The 16,735-nt window shown below is 60.1% G+C and carries 15 protein-coding genes; 11 read left to right on the top strand and 4 right to left on the bottom strand.

The annotated features are described in order from the left end of the window. Positions 1-45 precede the first annotated feature (45 nt). Together mgrA and PSJE_RS20720 are read right to left on the bottom strand one after the other, a co-directional pair. Positions 46-1,083, bottom strand: coding sequence for an L-glyceraldehyde 3-phosphate reductase (gene mgrA, locus PSJE_RS20725; RefSeq protein WP_090452502.1), 1,038 nt, complete (start codon positions 1,081-1,083; stop codon positions 46-48). 134 nt (positions 1,084-1,217) lie between these two features. Then, complete coding sequence (locus PSJE_RS20720; RefSeq protein ID WP_090452500.1) at positions 1,218-2,108, bottom strand: LysR family transcriptional regulator; 891 nt, start codon at positions 2,106-2,108, stop codon at positions 1,218-1,220. Positions 2,109-2,228: 120 nt separating this feature from the next. Between PSJE_RS20720 and PSJE_RS20715 the strand changes: the two genes are divergently transcribed. After that, positions 2,229-2,969 carry an SDR family oxidoreductase gene (locus PSJE_RS20715; RefSeq protein ID WP_090452498.1) on the top strand — a complete coding sequence of 247 codons (741 nt, stop codon included), beginning with the start codon at positions 2,229-2,231 and terminating at the stop codon, positions 2,967-2,969. 166 nt (positions 2,970-3,135) lie between these two features. Beyond that, positions 3,136-3,396, top strand: a complete 261-nt coding sequence (locus tag PSJE_RS20710; protein ID WP_090452496.1) for a hypothetical protein — start codon at positions 3,136-3,138, stop codon at positions 3,394-3,396. A 9-nt stretch (positions 3,397-3,405) separates the two neighbouring features. Here PSJE_RS20710 and betT read toward each other — a convergent pair whose 3' ends face one another. Beyond that, positions 3,406-5,361 (bottom strand): choline transporter BetT, encoded by a 1,956-nt coding sequence (gene betT / locus PSJE_RS20705; RefSeq protein WP_167362882.1) that lies wholly within the window; start codon positions 5,359-5,361, stop codon positions 3,406-3,408. A 371-nt stretch (positions 5,362-5,732) separates the two neighbouring features. Then, on the bottom strand, positions 5,733-6,659 hold the full coding sequence (gene epsC / locus PSJE_RS20700; RefSeq protein ID WP_090452493.1) for a serine O-acetyltransferase EpsC: 927 nt from the start codon (positions 6,657-6,659) through the stop codon (positions 5,733-5,735). Between the two features lie 190 nt (positions 6,660-6,849). Between epsC and PSJE_RS20695 the strand changes: the two genes are divergently transcribed. From PSJE_RS20695 to PSJE_RS20655, 9 genes are all read left to right on the top strand, one after another. Continuing rightward, positions 6,850-7,842 (top strand): D-cysteine desulfhydrase, encoded by a 993-nt coding sequence (locus PSJE_RS20695; protein ID WP_090452491.1) that lies wholly within the window; start codon positions 6,850-6,852, stop codon positions 7,840-7,842. 302 nt (positions 7,843-8,144) lie between these two features. Beyond that, positions 8,145-8,945, top strand: coding sequence for a cystine ABC transporter substrate-binding protein (tcyJ, locus tag PSJE_RS20690; RefSeq protein ID WP_090452489.1), 801 nt, complete (start codon positions 8,145-8,147; stop codon positions 8,943-8,945). Beyond that, positions 8,945-9,610 carry a cystine ABC transporter permease gene (gene tcyL / locus PSJE_RS20685; protein WP_007983131.1) on the top strand — a complete coding sequence of 222 codons (666 nt, stop codon included), beginning with the start codon at positions 8,945-8,947 and terminating at the stop codon, positions 9,608-9,610. Before tcyJ ends, tcyL begins: the two co-directional genes overlap by 1 nt. Before the next feature lie 4 nt (positions 9,611-9,614). Then, positions 9,615-10,370: an L-cystine ABC transporter ATP-binding protein TcyN gene (gene tcyN, locus PSJE_RS20680; RefSeq protein ID WP_057712481.1), complete on the top strand. Its 756-nt coding sequence runs from the start codon at positions 9,615-9,617 to the stop codon at positions 10,368-10,370. A gap of 483 nt (positions 10,371-10,853) precedes the next feature. After that, positions 10,854-11,615: a hypothetical protein gene (locus tag PSJE_RS20675; RefSeq protein WP_090452487.1), complete on the top strand. Its 762-nt coding sequence runs from the start codon at positions 10,854-10,856 to the stop codon at positions 11,613-11,615. Between the two features lie 373 nt (positions 11,616-11,988). Then, positions 11,989-13,221, top strand: coding sequence for an SfnB family sulfur acquisition oxidoreductase (locus PSJE_RS20670; protein WP_090452485.1), 1,233 nt, complete (start codon positions 11,989-11,991; stop codon positions 13,219-13,221). Positions 13,222-13,244: 23 nt separating this feature from the next. After that, positions 13,245-14,438 carry an SfnB family sulfur acquisition oxidoreductase gene (locus PSJE_RS20665; protein ID WP_090452483.1) on the top strand — a complete coding sequence of 398 codons (1,194 nt, stop codon included), beginning with the start codon at positions 13,245-13,247 and terminating at the stop codon, positions 14,436-14,438. After that, a complete protein-coding gene (locus PSJE_RS20660) occupies positions 14,438-15,796 on the top strand; it encodes an LLM class flavin-dependent oxidoreductase (protein ID WP_090452481.1) in 1,359 nt (452 codons plus the stop codon). Before PSJE_RS20665 ends, PSJE_RS20660 begins: the two co-directional genes overlap by 1 nt. A 129-nt stretch (positions 15,797-15,925) precedes the next feature. After that, a complete protein-coding gene (locus PSJE_RS20655; RefSeq protein WP_056726939.1) occupies positions 15,926-16,735 on the top strand; it encodes a MetQ/NlpA family ABC transporter substrate-binding protein in 810 nt (269 codons plus the stop codon).

Below are 16,735 nucleotides of genomic sequence, written 5' to 3'. Positions count from 1 at the left end.
GGGAGCGAGCTTGCTCGCGATGGGGACGGAACTGACGCCGACAAGTTACTCCGCCGTCGAAGGCTTCTCCCAAAGATTGATCCCGCCCTCCTGGGCAAACCGGTCAATCTCCGCCAGTTCCTCTGCACTAAAGCTCAGGTTCTTCAACGCCCCGACGTTCTCGATGATCTGCTCCGGCCGGCTTGCGCCAATCAAGGCCGAAGTGACCCGAGGATCGCGCAGGGTCCAGGCCAGCGCCAGTTGCGCCAGGCTCTGGCCACGACGCCTGGCGATTTCGTTGAGTGCCCGCACCTGGGCGATGTTGGCCTCGGACAAGTGCGACGCCTGCAACGAACCACCCCCCGGACGATTGACCCGTGCATCCGTCGGCACGCCGTTGAGGTATTTGTCGGTCAGCAATCCCTGCGCCAGCGGCGTGAAGGCAATCACGCCAGTGCCGAGTTCGTCGGTGGTATCGAGCAGGTCTTTTTCCACCCAGCGATTGAGCAGGTTGTAGGCCGGCTGGTGAATCAGCAGCGGCACTTTCCACTCTTTGAGCAACGCCGCCATTTCGCGGGTTTTCACCCCGGAATAGGACGAAATGCCGATGTACAGCGCCTTGCCCTGCTGCACCGCGGTGGCCAGTGCGCTGGCGGTTTCTTCCAGCGGGGTGTCCGGATCGAAGCGGTGGGAATAAAAGATGTCGACGTAGTCCACACCCAGGCGTTGCAGGCTCTGGTCGAGGCTGGCCAGCACGTACTTGCGCGAACCGCCGCCCTGACCGTAAGGGCCGGGCCACATGTCCCAACCGGCCTTGCTGGAAATGATCAGCTCGTCGCGGTACTGCTTGAAGTCTTCGCGCAGTAAACGGCCGAAGTTGATCTCGGCGCTGCCATACGGCGGGCCGTAGTTGTTGGCCAGGTCGAAATGGTTGATGCCCAGATCGAATGCCGTGCGCAACAACGCGCGCTGGGTATCGATCGGCGTGCTGTCGCCGAAGTTGTGCCACAGGCCCAACGACAGCGCCGGCAGCACCAGGCCGCTGCGGCCCACGCGGCGGTAAGGGATGGAGTCGTAGCGGTTTTCGGCAGCGGTGTAAGTCATCGAATCCTCTCTTGTCTGTCTTGAATCTGGTATCGACTGCTTTGCCAGTCGCCCAGCATACGCCCGGACAGACGCCAGAAAACCCCGGATTCGACTAATGGCTGAAACGTTTCACATGCTCCCCCATTTACCAGCTACCGGGCCTGCGCAAACACCTCTCCCAACCAATCCACAAATACCCGAACCCGTGGCGACATGTGTCGATTGTGTGGATAAAGCACTGACACCGGCATTGGCGGCGGCGGTGTCTCGGTGAGGATTTCCTTCACCAGCCCCTGGGCGATCTGCGTTTCCATCCGGTAATGCGGGCACTGGATCAAGCCCAGTCCGGCGATGGCCGAGGCTGCGTAGATTTCGGCGCCGAACACCGAAACGGCGCCATCGATGGTCACTTCCCTGAGTTCGCCGTCCACCATGAATTCGAACGGGAACAACTTGGCGGTGGTGCGTGAGACGTAGTTCACCGCGCGGTGGTTCTTCAGGTCGTAGAGGCTTTTTGGCTCGCCGTTTTTACGCAGATAGGCAGGGCTGGCGCAGGTGATCTGGCGTAGGTTGGCGACACGTTTTCCGATCAGCGCGGAGTCGCTCAAAGTGCCGGCGCGCAGCACACAGTCGACGCCTTCGGCGATCAGGTCGACAAAGCGGTCAGCCTCGCTGATGGACAGCTCAATGTCGGGATAACGCGCCATGAATTGTGGCAAAGCAGGGATCACGAAGTGCTTGGCCAATGTCCCGTGCAAGTCCACCCGCAACCGCCCCTTCGGTGCCACACCGCGAAACGCCAATTCCGCTTCTTCCAGCTCTGCCAGCAGTTGCACGCAACGCAGGTAGTACGCCTCGCCATCCAGCGTCGGACGAACTTTACGCGTGCTGCGCTCCAACAAACGCGTACCCAGCCAGGCCTCGAACTGATTCAAGGTGTGGGTCAGCGTCGCGCGTGGCAGGTTCAGGTCATCGGCAGCCTGCGTGAAGCTGCTGCGCTCGTAGATCCGCACAAAAACCTTCATCGCTTTGACTTGGTCCACAGCTCACTCCAGGCACTCGATTGTTGGCGATTATTGAACAGTCAAGGCAACTCTCGTGCATTTATCGTCCTGAGTAAACATGTGAAATTGGCTTCACACCCCATCAACAGGAACACCAACATGGCTCATCAAACTCCGAAAGTTGCCATCGTGACCGGCGCCTCCCGCGGCATTGGCGCGGTCATCGCCAAACAACTGGCCAGCGAAGGTTTCGCCGTTGCCATCAACTACGCCAGCAGCGCCACCGAAGCCTCGAAACTGGTGGTGGAGCTGCGTCAGGCCGGTTGCCAGGCCCTGGCGATCAAGGCCGATGTAGCCAACGCCGACGACGTACGCCGGATGTTCGACGAGGTTGAAACCCAGTTCGGCAAGGTCGATGTGTTGGTGAACAACGCCGGCATCCTCAAAGTGCTGCCGCTGGCGCAACACAGCGACGAACTGTTCGAGCAGAACTTCAACATCCACGCTCGCGGTACCTTCAATACCCTGCGTGAAGCGGCGACCCGCCTGAACAGCGGTGGCCGGATCATCAACTTCTCCAGCAGCACCGTCGGCATGAACCTGCCGGGCTACGCGGTGTACATCGCCAGCAAAGCGGCAGTGGAATCTCTGACCCAGGTATTCGCCAAGGAAATGCGCGGGCGCAACATCACCGTCAACGCGGTGGCTCCCGGGCCGGTGGCGACTGAGCTGTTTTTGCACGGCAAGAGTGAGGAGCAGATTCAGAGTTTTGCGAAGATGGCGCCGCTGGAGCGTCTGGGGCAGCCGGAGGACATTTCCCGTGTCGTGTCGTTTCTGGCGGGGCCGGATTCGGGTTGGGTCAATGGGCAGATTTTGCGGGTGAATGGCGGGTTGGTTTAACTGAGTTCACACTGAGACCGCAGCGCCCCCAATCGCGAGCAAGCTCGCTCCCACAGGGGATCTCCTTTGAGCACAAATTTTGTGAGCAACCAAGATCAATGTGGGAGCGAGCTTGCTCGCGATGGCTGCCTCCAAAGCAATGCACATCTGAAGGGCGGGACAGTTCATGCACACCACCATCATCATCACCTTCGGCCTGATTCTCCTGGCGCTGATGCTCTACATCGGCGAGAAAGTCGGCTTCACCCGCCAGACCCTGGCCTACAGTTTTATCCTGCTGTGGCTGGCGCTAACGCTAATCAATGGCGCAGTCGGCATAGTGCATGCCGGCCAGCCATTGAGCAGCGAACTGGTGGTCGGTAGCGCCGTGTTCGGGGTCCCGGTGGCGGCGCTGGTGTTGTTCATGGTGTTGACCTCCGAAACGTGAAGGCCTTGATCAACGCACCAGATGCAGGAACTGCATGTGCCGTTCGTACTGGTCGAGGATGTCGTTGATGATCTGTTCCTTGGAGTAGCCAACCAGATCGTAATCCTGACTGCCCTCGCTCAAATGCACTTCGGCCCGGTAGTAACGACGATTGTTGAGTTGCTTGGAACCCATCCCGCCACGGGCAAACGATGGCGTGAAATAGCCGCGCATCTGCACCTGATAAACGAACGGATGCTGGTCGCCATGGCCGATTTCCAGGCTGACGCTGTCATTGGCCGGGCCCGGGTGTGTCGCTACGTGCAAACCCTTTTCGGTGAACACGGCAGACACTTCTTCAATCGCCGGACGCACCGTCGTATCGAGGAAACGGTAGACCTCATCCCGCGACGGGAAATGCACCGCCTGACTCAGACGCTGGCGCCAACCGCCCCGCCGTGAACCGGACACCGGTGCCAAGGAATGCATCTGCGCAATCTGCTTCTGCGATTCCAGATAAAACGCCTTGTGCAGCCCCCACATCATCAACAGCAAGATCAGCGAGAACGGCAACGAGGTCAGGACCACCGCCGACTTCAACGCATCGATACTGCCGGAAAACAGCAGCGCGCTGGTCACCAATGCGGTCATCGCGCCCCAGAAAACCCGCAGCCATTTCGGCCCGTCTTCATCAGGATTGCCGCCCTTGGCGGACAGCGTCGACAGCACCACGGTGCCGGAGTCGGCGGAGGTGACGAAGAACACGAAGCTGATGAACACCGTGACCGCAATGACGGTCTTGCTCCACGGGTAGGTTTCCAGCAACAGGTAGAGCGTCATCGACGGATTGTCGATGGCCGACATGCCGAGCGCGCTCATGCCGTGGTTGAGCACTTGATCGATGGCGCTGTTGCCGAAGATCGACATCCACGCCAGGGTGAAGCCGAGCGGAATCAACAGCACGCCGAAGACGAACTCGCGGATGGTGCGACCACGGGAAATCCGAGCGATGAACAGGCCCACGAACGGTGACCATGCTATCCACCAGGCCCAGTAGAACACTGTCCAGCCGCCCAGCCAGTCGCTGGGTTTGTCGTAGGCGTAGAGGTCGAAACTCTTCATCGGCAAGGCGCCGAGGTAATCGCCAAGGTTCTGGATCAGGGTGTTGAGCAGGTGCTGCGTGGGGCCGGCGAACAACACGAACAGCAGCAGCGCACAGGCCAGCAGCATGTTGATGTCGGACATGACCCGCACACCCTTGTCGACGCCGGATACGGCAACGATGATCGCAGCGCCCATCATCAAGGTGATCAGGCCGACCTGAACCCATTGGGTGTGGGCGATGCCGAACAGGTAGTCCAGGCCCGAGTTGAGGTGCAACACACCGAAGCCCATATCGGCACCTAGGCCGAACACCGTGGCGATGATGCCGAAGCCATCCACCGCGTAGCCGATGGGGCCATTGATGCGCTTGCCGATCAGCGGATACAGCGCCGAGCGCAGGGCCAGTGGCAGGTTATGCCGGTAGGCAAAGTAGGCCAGCGCCATGCCGACAAAGGCGAACACGCCCCAGCCATGCAGGCCCCAGTGCAGAAACAGAATCTGCATCGCCTGGCGCGCAGCATCTGCCGTACCGGCCTCACCCTGGGGCGGTTGCAGCATGTGGGTCAGCGGCTCGGACACACAGAAGAAAAACAGGGTGATGCTGATCCCGGCGGCGAACAGCATGCCGGCCCAGGACAAATAACTGAATTCGGGTTCGTCGTGGTCGGCACCGAGCTTGATCTTGCCGTAGCCGGACAAGGCGGTGACCACCACGAAGACCAGATACAGGGTCATCGCCAACAGGTAATACCAGCCGACCGTATTGGCCGCCCAGTTTTGCGCCGCCAGCAACCAGGCACCGGCCTGCTCGGGCATGGCGATGACAACGACACCAAACAACAGAATGAAGCTTGCCGAGAACCAGAACACCGGCGGATTCATGCGGATCAGGCCGCTTGGAGGGATGGACGATGCACTCATGTTCGGTGCACCTCGAAGGGGTAAAACGTGGCTGTAGAAATCGGACTCAGCAAAGGCAAGCCTCCTGTTGTGAGCGGGCAGCGAACCGCCGGTTTAACTTGAATGAACGTTCAAGTTAAACATGGATAGGGGGCTAAGGACTAATCGCAGGGCTCGGCGGTACTGGTATTACGCTAGCTCAAGGGAGGGTTCGGCGCAGGATCAGATCAGGGCCACTGGTTCGATTCGGCTTGAAATCCAATCGCGAGCACGCTCGCTCCCACAGTTGACCGCGTCCCCCTGTGGGAGCTTGCTCGCGATGAGGCCAGAAAAATCAGTGGAGATTTAGAGGCCTACTTCTGCGCCCCATCATCATGCTGCAGATTCGCCTGGGTCAGGTTGCTGCCCGCCGGCACGCTGCGGGTCAGCCAGACATTGCCGCCGATGGTCGAGCCCTGACCGATGGTGATCCGCCCGAGAATCGTCGCCCCGGCATAAATCACCACGTCATCCTCGACTATCGGGTGTCGTGGCTGGCCTTTCTGCAACTGACCGTCTTCGTCCGCCGGGAAGCGCTTGGCGCCCAAAGTCACCGCCTGATAGATCCGCACGCGCTCGCCGATGATCGCGGTTTCGCCAATCACCACACCCGTCCCGTGGTCGATGAAGAAACTGCGGCCGATCTGCGCTCCAGGGTGAATGTCGATGCCGGTGGCCGAGTGAGCGATTTCCGCGCTGATCCGCGCCAGCAGCGGCAATCCGGCGCGATACAAATGGTGGGCCAGACGATGGTGAATCACCGCCAGAATCCCCGGGTAGCACAACAGCACTTCATCGACACTGCGCGCCGCCGGGTCACCGTGATAGGCAGCCAATACGTCAGTGTCCAACAGGCTGCGCAACCCTGGCAACGCGAGGGCGAAGTCCTGAATGATCTGGATGGTTTTGGCTTCGACTTCAGTCTCGGCCTGGGCACTGTGGCGCGCGGCGTAGCGCAATTCGAGCCGCGCTTGGGCCAACAGCGCATTCAGCGCCACATCGAGGGTGTGGCCGACGTAGAAATCTTCGCTCTCTTCGCGCAGGTCAACCGGCCCCAGGCGCATCGGGAACAACGCACCGCACAGCGCTTCGAGAATCTCCGCCATGGCTGCGCGGGACGGCAATTCGCGACCGCCCTGCTCGCCGCTGGCCCGGCCGTTTTGTGCACGCCACTGTTCACGTGCCGTGCGCAGCTGGCTGACGATGGTCTGCAATTGCCAATGGCTGGAACGCTCACTCACGGTAAAAACTCCTCACGGGCGGCCGGACTGTCTGGCCGCACTGACGGCGATTACTTTACGGCAAGGGTCGCAAGGCAAATTAAGAACCAATAGTGCTGTGCTCAGTTCGATTGGCTATAAGCGATTGACGGTTGCCCCGGCTTTTGGGCGTGCCTATAGTCCTGAGATCTTCAACCGCCAGTACGGACTCATGATCAAACAACAGCTCGCCCGCTTTAACCGCCTCGACCTGCTCGGTCAGCCCACCGCCCTGGAAAAACTCGAACGCCTGTCGACCTGGCTGGGCCGCGACCTGTACGTCAAGCGCGATGACCTGACGCCGCTGGCGATGGGCGGCAACAAGCTGCGCAAACTCGAATACCTGGCCGCCGATGCCTTGGCCCAGGGTGCCGACACCTTGATCACGGCGGGGGCGCTGCAATCGAACCACGTGCGCCAGACAGCCGCCATTGCCGCAAAGTTGGGGCTGGGCTGCGTAGCCCTTCTGGAAAATCCTCTGGGCACTGACGACAGCAATTACACCGGCAACGGCAACCGCCTGCTGCTCGACCTGTTCGATGCCAAGATCGAATTGGTGGAAAACCTCGACAACGCCGACGAGCAACTGCAAGCCCTGGCCAACCGACTGTGCAGCAACGGCAAGAAGCCGTACCTGGTGCCGATCGGTGGTTCCAATGCCTTGGGCGCCCTGGGTTACGTGCGCGCCGGGCTGGAACTGGCCGAGCAGATCAAGGACACCGGCCTGAAGTTCGCCGCTGTGGTCCTGGCCTCGGGCAGCGCCGGTACCCACAGCGGCCTGGCACTGGCCTTGAGTGAAGCGCTGCCGGATCTGCCAGTGATTGGCGTGACGGTTTCGCGCAGCGATGAAGATCAGCGACCAAAGGTTCAAGGTCTGGCCGAACGCACCGCCGAGTTGCTGGGCGTCAGCCTGCCGGAGGCTTTCAAGGTCGAGTTGTGGGATGAGTATTTCGCTCCGCGTTATGGCGAGCCGAATGCCGGCACACTGGCAGCGGTGAAGCTGCTGGCGAGTCAGGAAGGCTTGCTGCTGGACCCGGTCTACACTGGCAAGGCCATGGCGGGCTTGCTGGACGGTATCGGCCGTCAGCGTTTCAACGAGGGGCCGATTATCTTCCTGCACACCGGCGGGGCACCGGCGCTGTTTGCCTACAAGGATTTCCTGTAGGAGCGAGCTTGTTCGCGATGGACGACAGGGCACCGCGGGGTGTCAGGTTGCAAGCGTTATCGTTGACGACCATCGCGAGCAAGCTCGCTCCCACAGTAAAAACACAAGCTATTCCAAAATGGAATAACCAGAAGATTAATTATTATTTTCCAATCTAAAAACGCCATCATATAGTCATGCTACAGGCGAATTTCCCGAGAGACGCATACGCTGCTTTAAGGCAGGATAGCGCTGTCGCTTAATTCCCGATTTCGCCAAATTTTCGCAAATGCGTCTTCCATAAGAAAACACAGGGGCTTGTCATGAATTTTTCCGCACTACGTCGCAATCTGCTGGTGGGTTCGCTGGGCCTGGCACTGAGCGCCGGCCTGATTGGCCAGGCGGTTGCCGGTGAGCAACTGCAACAAATCAAGGACAAAGGCGTGATCAACGTCGGCCTGGAAGGCACCTACCCACCGTTCAGTTTCGTCGACGCCGACGGCAAACTGGCCGGCTTCGAAGTCGAGTTCTCCGAAGCCCTGGCCAAAGAGCTGGGCGTGAAGGTCAAGCTGCAACCGACCAAATGGGACGGCATCCTCGCGGCCCTGGAATCCAAGCGTCTGGACGCAGTGATCAACCAGGTGACCATCTCCGAAGAGCGCAAGAAGAAGTATGACTTCTCCGAGCCGTACACCGTTTCCGGTATTCAGGCGCTGGTGCTGACGAAGAAGGCCGCCGAGCTGAACATCAAGTCCGCCGCCGACCTGTCTGGCAAGAAAGTCGGCGTAGGCCTGGGCACCAACTACGAGCAGTGGGTGAAAGAAAATGTGCCTAAGGCTGACGTCCGCACCTACGAAGATGATCCGACCAAGTTCCAGGACCTGCGTGTCGGCCGCATCGACGCCATTCTGATCGACCGCCTGGCCGCGCTGGAATACGCCAAGAAAGCCAAGGACACCACCGCCGCCGGTGATGCGTTCTCCCGTCAGGAAGCCGGTATTGCCCTGCGCAAAGGCGAGCCTGAGCTGCTGGCAGCTGTGAACAAAGCCATCGACAAGCTGCGCGCCGACGGTACGCTGAAAAAGCTTTCGGAAAAATACTTCAGCGCTGACGTCACTCAATAATGGAAGAAGCTTTTCAACTCGCACTGGACTCCGCGCCCTTTCTGCTCAAGGGCGCGTATTACACGGTCATCCTCAGCCTGGGCGGGATGTTCTTCGGCCTGGTGATGGGGTTCGGTCTGGCGCTGATGCGCCTGTCGCGCTTCAAACTGGTGAGCTGGATCGCCCGCATCTACGTGTCGTTCTTTCGCGGCACGCCGTTGCTGGTGCAACTGTTCGTGATCTATTACGGCTTGCCGCAATTGGGTCTGGAACTGGATCCGCTGCCAGCGGCCCTGATCGGCTTCTCGCTGAACATGGCCGCCTACGCCTGTGAAATCCTGCGTGCCGCGATCAGCTCCATCGAGCGCGGCCAGTGGGAAGCGGCTGCCAGTATCGGCATGACCCGCGCGCAGACCTTGCGCCGGGCCATCTTGCCGCAGGCGATGCGCACCGCATTGCCGCCGCTGGGCAACAGCTTCATTTCGCTGGTCAAGGACACTGCGCTGGCCGCTACCATCCAGGTGCCGGAACTGTTCCGTCAGGCGCAGCTGATCACCGCCCGCACCTTCGAAATCTTCACCATGTATCTTGCCGCCGCACTGATCTACTGGGTCCTGGCCACGGTGCTGTCGCACCTGCAGAACCAGTTGGAAGCGCGGGTCAATCGGCACGACCAGGAGTCCTGACCCGATGATTGTCGTGGAAAAACTGACAAAGCAGTTCAAGGGTCAAATCGTGCTCAACGGCATCGATCTTGAGGTCAAGGAAGGCGAGGTGGTCGCGATCATCGGCCCTAGCGGTTCGGGCAAGACCACCTTCCTGCGCTGCCTGAATTTTCTGGAAGAACCCACCAGCGGCCGGATCAAGGTCGGCGATATCGAGGTCGATACCAGCCGTCCCCTGAACCAGCAGCAGAGCCTGGTGCGGCGTTTGCGCCAGCACGTAGGTTTCGTGTTCCAGAACTTCAACCTGTTCCCCCATCGCACCGCCCTGGAAAACGTCATCGAAGGCCCGATCGTGGTCAAGAAGACCCCACATGCCGACGCCGTTGCCCTGGGTAAGAAGCTCTTGGCCAAGGTCGGCCTGGCGGGCAAGGAGGACGCTTACCCGCGTCGCCTCTCCGGTGGCCAGCAACAGCGCGTGGCGATTGCCCGGGCGCTGGCGATGGAGCCGGAAGTGATCCTGTTCGATGAGCCGACCTCGGCCCTCGACCCGGAGTTGGTGGGCGAGGTGTTGGCGACCATCCGCGGCCTGGCCGAAGAGAAACGCACCATGGTGATCGTCACCCACGAAATGGGTTTTGCCCGGGACGTGGCCAACCGGGTGGTGTTTTTCGACAAGGGTGTGATCGTCGAGCAAGGCGAAGCGAAGGCATTGTTTGCCAATCCGAAAGAGGAGCGGACAAAACAGTTTCTCAGCAAGTTTCTGAATAACGCCCACAACTAACAACCCTGCTCAACAATGGTCATCTTCCATGGACGGAAGTGACACCCCCGAAAAAAAACACCTCATCAATACCAAACTAAACCCATCTATTCTATATCCATATTTTGTACGCGCACGCGGTACATATATATGCGCCGCAACAATTAACCCTTCCTATCTCCACCATGTTCCTTTCGCAGCACCTGGCCAACAACGCCCGCCGAGCCGCCCGACTTCAGCCACTTTCAGCGGACAAATTCGACGCAGCGGCATGGTTTACTTACTTTGCGCCGTAGGAACTTTCTGAATAACATCACGCATCACCCACAACTAATAAATCTTATTGACACTTGCTCCCCCTGACTCTTATCTAGTCTCCGACCAACATCACTCTTCACGCCAAACTCATTATTTCAATTAAAAATAATGAATGGTTTTGCTGTTCGATATTTAGTTTTTGAATTCCCAGAAACGGACTTCGCTGCAAGACTTCAAGGAGACTTCATGAAAAGCACCTCGAACAAATCCGCGCTTGTGGCCCCGACCTTGGCGCAATCCAACAAGACCGGCATCAACGTCACTTGCGCGGCGCACCTGCTGATCGATGTGGCGCCCTACCCCGCCATGGACGAAGGTGACCTGATCGAACTGTTCTGGGACAACTGCTACGTGGCCTCCCGCGTGCTGACGGCCAGCGCTGTCGGCCAACCGGTGCAGCTGCGGGTGCCTGAAAGTTTTGTCGCCAACGGGACCTCGCGCATTCACTACCGGGTCATGCAGGTGGGTCGAGACCCGGTGATTTCGGCCAGCCGAAACGTGCAGATCAAACTCGACTGCCCAGGCGGCCAACCCTCCGCGCTGTGCGGCGATGAAAACCAGTGCCTGGCACCGGTGAGCATTCCCGAGGCGATTCGCCGTCAGGGGGTCAATCCAAGCCAGGTCAAGCGCGGTGTTCCCTTGACCATCGAGCCGTACCTGAACATGGCCGTCGACGACGAAATCACCCTGCGCTGGGGCGATGTGCGCATGGATCTGCCACGGCTCAAGGCCGCCGATGTGGGTCAGCCGATTCAGGTCTGGATACCGCCGGCCATCATCCTCGAAGCCGGCGAAGACCTGCGGTTGGAAGTGACGTACTGCATTCTCGACCGGGTTGGAAACAACTCCCGCTGGGCGCCGGCCCGTACGCTGAAAATCGGTTGCGCCAATCCTTATCTGAAAGTCCCCCCAAAAAAAGTGCTCAAGGCCGCCGAATCCCGCAAGTAATGAATACCGCTTCTGTGGCGAGGGGGCTTGCCCCCGTTGGGGTGCGCAGCGCCCCCAAAACCCTGCAATTGAGTCCATTCAAATAAATCGTGGAGAAAGGTTTTGCGACTGCTGCGCAGTCGAACGGGGGCAAGCCCCCTCGCCACAGGGATTGCGCTATCCCTCGAGAACACCCTTCTATACATATTCCTAAAAGTTAGTTCATAAAATATTTATACACGTTTAGGGTATATACACCGGACCACCGGACATCCTTGTTTTCATGCGCCGCCACAAGCGGCGCTTCCATAAGATGTGAGGTAGGTATGGTCCGGAACACAATCACCCCAGTGCAGATCGCCAGGGCATTGCGTGCAGCCAAGGAGCGGCACTGATGTCCAGTCTGGCAGATGCAATCGTCCAGAGTGACCTGGACATCGCCCCGCTGTTGTTGCCCGCACAAATCTTGCGCAACGACGCTCAAGCCATCAAGGCGGCCCACGAACTGGCGCAAGTCGCCCGCCAGCAAGCAGCCAAACGAGACCAGCAGCGCAAGCTCCCATGGTCGGAAATCGAGCAGTTCACCCGCAGCGGCCTGGGCAGTATTTCCATCCCCCGCGAGTACGGTGGCCCGCAGGTTTCGTTCGTCACCCTGGCCGAGGTCTTCGCGATCATTTCCGCCGCCGACCCGGCGCTTGGGCAGATCCCGCAAAACCAGTTCGGCATTCTTAACCTGGTGCTCGGCAGCGCCACCGAAGCGCAGAAACAACAACTGTTCAAAAGCGTCCTGGAAGGCTGGCGCATCGGCAATGCCGGGCCGGAACGCGGCACCAAAAACACCCTGGAACTGAAGGCGCGCATCACCGCTGACGGCGTCCTCAATGGCCAGAAGTTCTATTCCACCGGCGCACTGTTCGCTCATTGGGTTGCGGTCAAAGCGTTGAACGACGATGGCAAGCAGGTGCTGGCGTTCATCCGTCGTGGCACACCGGGATTGCGCATTGTCGATGACTGGTCCGGTTTTGGTCAGCGCACCACCGCCAGCGGCACGATTTTGCTCAACAACGTGCAGGCCGACCCCGAACTGGTGGTGGATAACTGGCGGATCAACGAATCGCCGAACATCCAGGGTGCCGTCTCGCAGCTGATTCAAGCGGCCATCGACGCCGGTATCGCCCGAGGCGCCATCGACGACGCCATCGACTTCGTGAAAACCCGCGCCCGGCCATGGATCGACGCCAAGGTCGAGCGGGCCAGTGATGACCTGTACGTGATCGCCGATATCGGCAGGTTGAAAATCGAACTGCACGCCGCCGAAGCACTGCTGCGCAAGGCCGGGCAAGTGCTCGATGACGTCAGCGCCGCACCGCTCACCGCCGAGTCCGCCGCCCGCGCCTCGATTGCCGTGGCCGAAGCCAAAGTGCTGACCACCGAGATTTCGTTGCTGGCCAGCGAAAAGCTGCTCGAACTGGCCGGCAGCCGCGCGACCCTCGCCGAATTCAACCTCGACCGCCACTGGCGCAACGCCCGGGTGCACACCCTGCACGACCCGGTGCGCTGGAAGTATCACGCGGTCGGCGCCTATCGCCTCAACGGCACGCTGCCTAATCGCCATTCCTGGATCTGACGACCAGACATCTGGAGAAACATATGACAAGTTCTCACCACGTCGCGGTCATCGCCAGCGATGAACAAGCTCTGATCGTCGCCAGCGACCTCGCCGAAGACTTCAAACGCGACAGCGCCACACGCGACCGTTTACGCCGCTTGCCACACCCGGAACTGGAAGTGTTTTCCCGATCGGGCCTGTGGGGCATCAGCGTGCCAAAAGAGTATGGCGGCGCCGGCGTTTCCAACGTCACCCTGGCCAAGGTCATCGCCTTGATCGCCCGGGCCGACGGCTCCCTGGGGCAAATTCCGCAAAACCATTTCTATGCCCTCGAAGTACTGCGGGTGAACGGCAGCCACGAGCAGAAGCAACGCCTGTACGCCGAAGTTTTGGCCGGTCAACGTTTCGGCAATGCGTTGGCCGAACTCGGCACTAAAACCGCACACGATCGCGTCACGAGCCTGACTCGCGACGCCAGCGGCTATCGCATCAACGGTCGCAAGTTCTACGCCACGGGCGCGATCTACGCCCAGCGCATTCCTACCTCGGTGGTGGATGAAAACGGCGTGCAGCAACTGGCGTTCGTCCCGCGCAACAGCAAGGGCCTGAGCGTGATCGACGACTGGAGCGGCTTCGGCCAGCGCACCACCGGCAGCGGTTCGGTGGTGTTCGAAGATGTCTACGTCGCTGCCGAAGATGTGATCCCCTTTCAAAGCGCTTTCGAGCGCCCGACCCCGGTCGGCCCGCTGGCGCAGATTCTCCATGCCGCCATCGACACCGGCATCGCCCGCGCCGCGTATGAAGATGCGCTGCATTTCGTGCGCACGAAAACCCGGCCCTGGATCGACGCCACCCACGAAAAAGCCACGGACGATCCGCTGACCCTCAAGAGCTTCGGCCACCTGAGCATTCGCCTGCATGCCGCCGAGGCGCTGCTGGAACGTGCCGGTGAATTCCTCGACAAGGCCCAGGCCGACACGCAGGCCGAGACCGTCGCGGCCGCCTCGATTGCCGTCGCCGAAGCACGCGCCCTCAGCACCGAAATCTCCCTGGCCGCCGGCAGCACACTGTTCGAACTGGCCGGCAGCCAGGCGACCCTGATTGAGCACAGCCTGGATCGCCACTGGCGCAACGCCCGGGTGCACACCCTGCACGACCCGGTGCGCTGGAAGTACCACGCTGTCGGCAATTACTACCTCAACGATGAAAACCCGCCACTGCGGGGGACCATTTGATGACCGCCGCGAAAAAGAAGATCCTGCTCAACGCGTTCAACATGAACTGCATCGGGCACATCAACCACGGTTTGTGGACGCACCCGCGCGACACATCAACCCGCTACAACACCCTCGAGTACTGGACCGAACTGGCGCAGTTGCTGGAGCGCGGGCTGTTCGACGGCCTGTTCATCGCCGACATCGTCGGGGTCTACGACGTCTACCAGAGCTCGGTGGACGTGCCGTTGAAAGAGTCGATCCAGTTGCCGGTCAACGATCCGCTGCTGCTGGTCTCGGCCATGGCGGCGGTGACGAAAAACCTCGGTTTCGGCCTGACCGCCAACCTCACCTACGAAGCGCCGTATCTGTTCGCCCGCCGCCTGTCGACCCTGGATCACCTGAGCCGTGGGCGGGTCGGCTGGAACATCGTCACCGGCTATCTCGACAGCGCCGCCAAGGCCATGGGCCTGAGCGAACAGGTCGAGCATGACCGTCGTTATGACCAGGCCGATGAGTACCTGGAGGTGCTCTACAAACTCCTGGAAGGCAGTTGGGAAAACGGCGCGGTGCTCAACGATCCACAGCAACGGATCTACGCGCAGCCGGACAAAGTGCACAAGGTCGAGCACAAGGGCGAGTTCTATCAGGTCGAGGGTTATCACCTGTGCGAACCCTCGCCCCAGCGCACGCCGGTGCTGTTCCAGGCCGGCAGCTCGGATCGCGGCTTATTGTTTGCCGGGCGACATGCCGAGTGCGTGTTCATCAGTGGCCAGACCAAGGCATCGACCAAGGCGCAGGTGGACAAGGTGCGCGCCAGCGCCGTCGAAGCCGGGCGCAATCCCGAGGACATCAAGGTGTTCATGGGCCTGAACGTGATCGTTGGCGCCACCGAGGAGCTGGCCTGGGCCAAGCACGCCGAGTACCTGAGCTACGCCAGTGCCGAGGCCGGCGTGGCGCACTTTTCGGCGTCCACCGGGATCGATTTTTCTCAGTACGAAATCGACGAGCCGATCCAGTACGTGAAGAGCAACGCCATCCAGTCCGCCACCAAACACCTGCAAAACAACGACTGGACCCGACGCAAATTACTCGAACAACACGCCCTCGGCGGTCGCTACATCACCGTGGTCGGTTCACCGCAGCAAGTGGCGGATGAACTGGAATCGTGGATCGCCGAGACCGGGCTGGATGGTTTCAACCTGACCCGCATCGTCACGCCGGAAAGCTATGAGGACTTCATCGAGCTGGTGATCCCCGAGTTGCAACGGCGGGGCTCTTACAAGACCGCGTACGACGACGGGACCTTGCGCGAAAAGCTGTTTCAGCGAGAGGCGCATCTGCCTGAGCAACATACCGGCTCGACTTACCGACGCTAAAAGCATCGCGAGCAAGCTCGCTCCCACAGGGATTGTGTGAACACCCGAGATCCACTGTGGGAGCGAGCTTGCTCGCGATGAGGCCCGAACAGACACCACAAATTTAATGCACTGACTGGATAACTCATCATGAAAAAGAACTACCTCTCCCACCCAGTCAAAGCACTGGCCCTGGCCCTCGGCCTGTTCAGCTCGGTGACCTTCGCCGCCGACGCCCCGCTGAAAATCGGCACCACCGCCGCTTTCGCCATCCCCCTGGAAGCAGCGGTCGAAGAAGCCGGCAAACAAGGCCTGAAGGTCGAACTGGTGGAGTTCAGCGACTGGATCGCGCCGAACGTCAGCCTGGCTTCAGGCGACATCGACGTGAACTACTTCCAACACATCCCGTTCCTGGAAAACGCCAAGGCTGCGTCGGGTTTCGACTTGGTGCCATTCGCGCCGGGGATCATCAACAACGTCGGTCTCTACTCGAAGAAATACAAAAGCTTCGACGAGTTGCCCCAAGGCGCCAGCGTGGCCATCGCCAACGATCCGATCAACAGCGGTCGTGGCTTGCAGCTGCTGGCCAAGGCCGGTCTGATCACCCTCAAGCCCGGCGTCGGCTACAAGGCCACCGAAGAAGACATCATCGCCAACCCGAAGCACATCAAAATCCTCCAGGTCGAAGCCGTGCAACTGGTACGCGCCTATGACGATGCTGATCTGGTGCAGGGCTACCCGGCCTACATTCGCTTGTCGAAAACCTTCGACGCGGGCTCCGCGCTGCTGTTCGACGGCCTCGATCACAAGGAATACGTGATTCAGTTCGTGATCCAGCCCAAGAGCAAAACCGACCCGCGCCTGATCAAGTTCGTCGACATCTACCAGCACTCGCCGGCTGTGCGCGCCGCACTGGATAAAGCCCACGGCAAGCTCTATCAAGCCGGCTGGGAAAGCTGA

Source organism: Pseudomonas jessenii, assembly GCF_002236115.1.
Lineage (GTDB): Bacteria > Pseudomonadota > Gammaproteobacteria > Pseudomonadales > Pseudomonadaceae > Aquipseudomonas > Aquipseudomonas jessenii.
This window is presented reverse-complemented; position numbering and strand designations above follow the sequence as displayed.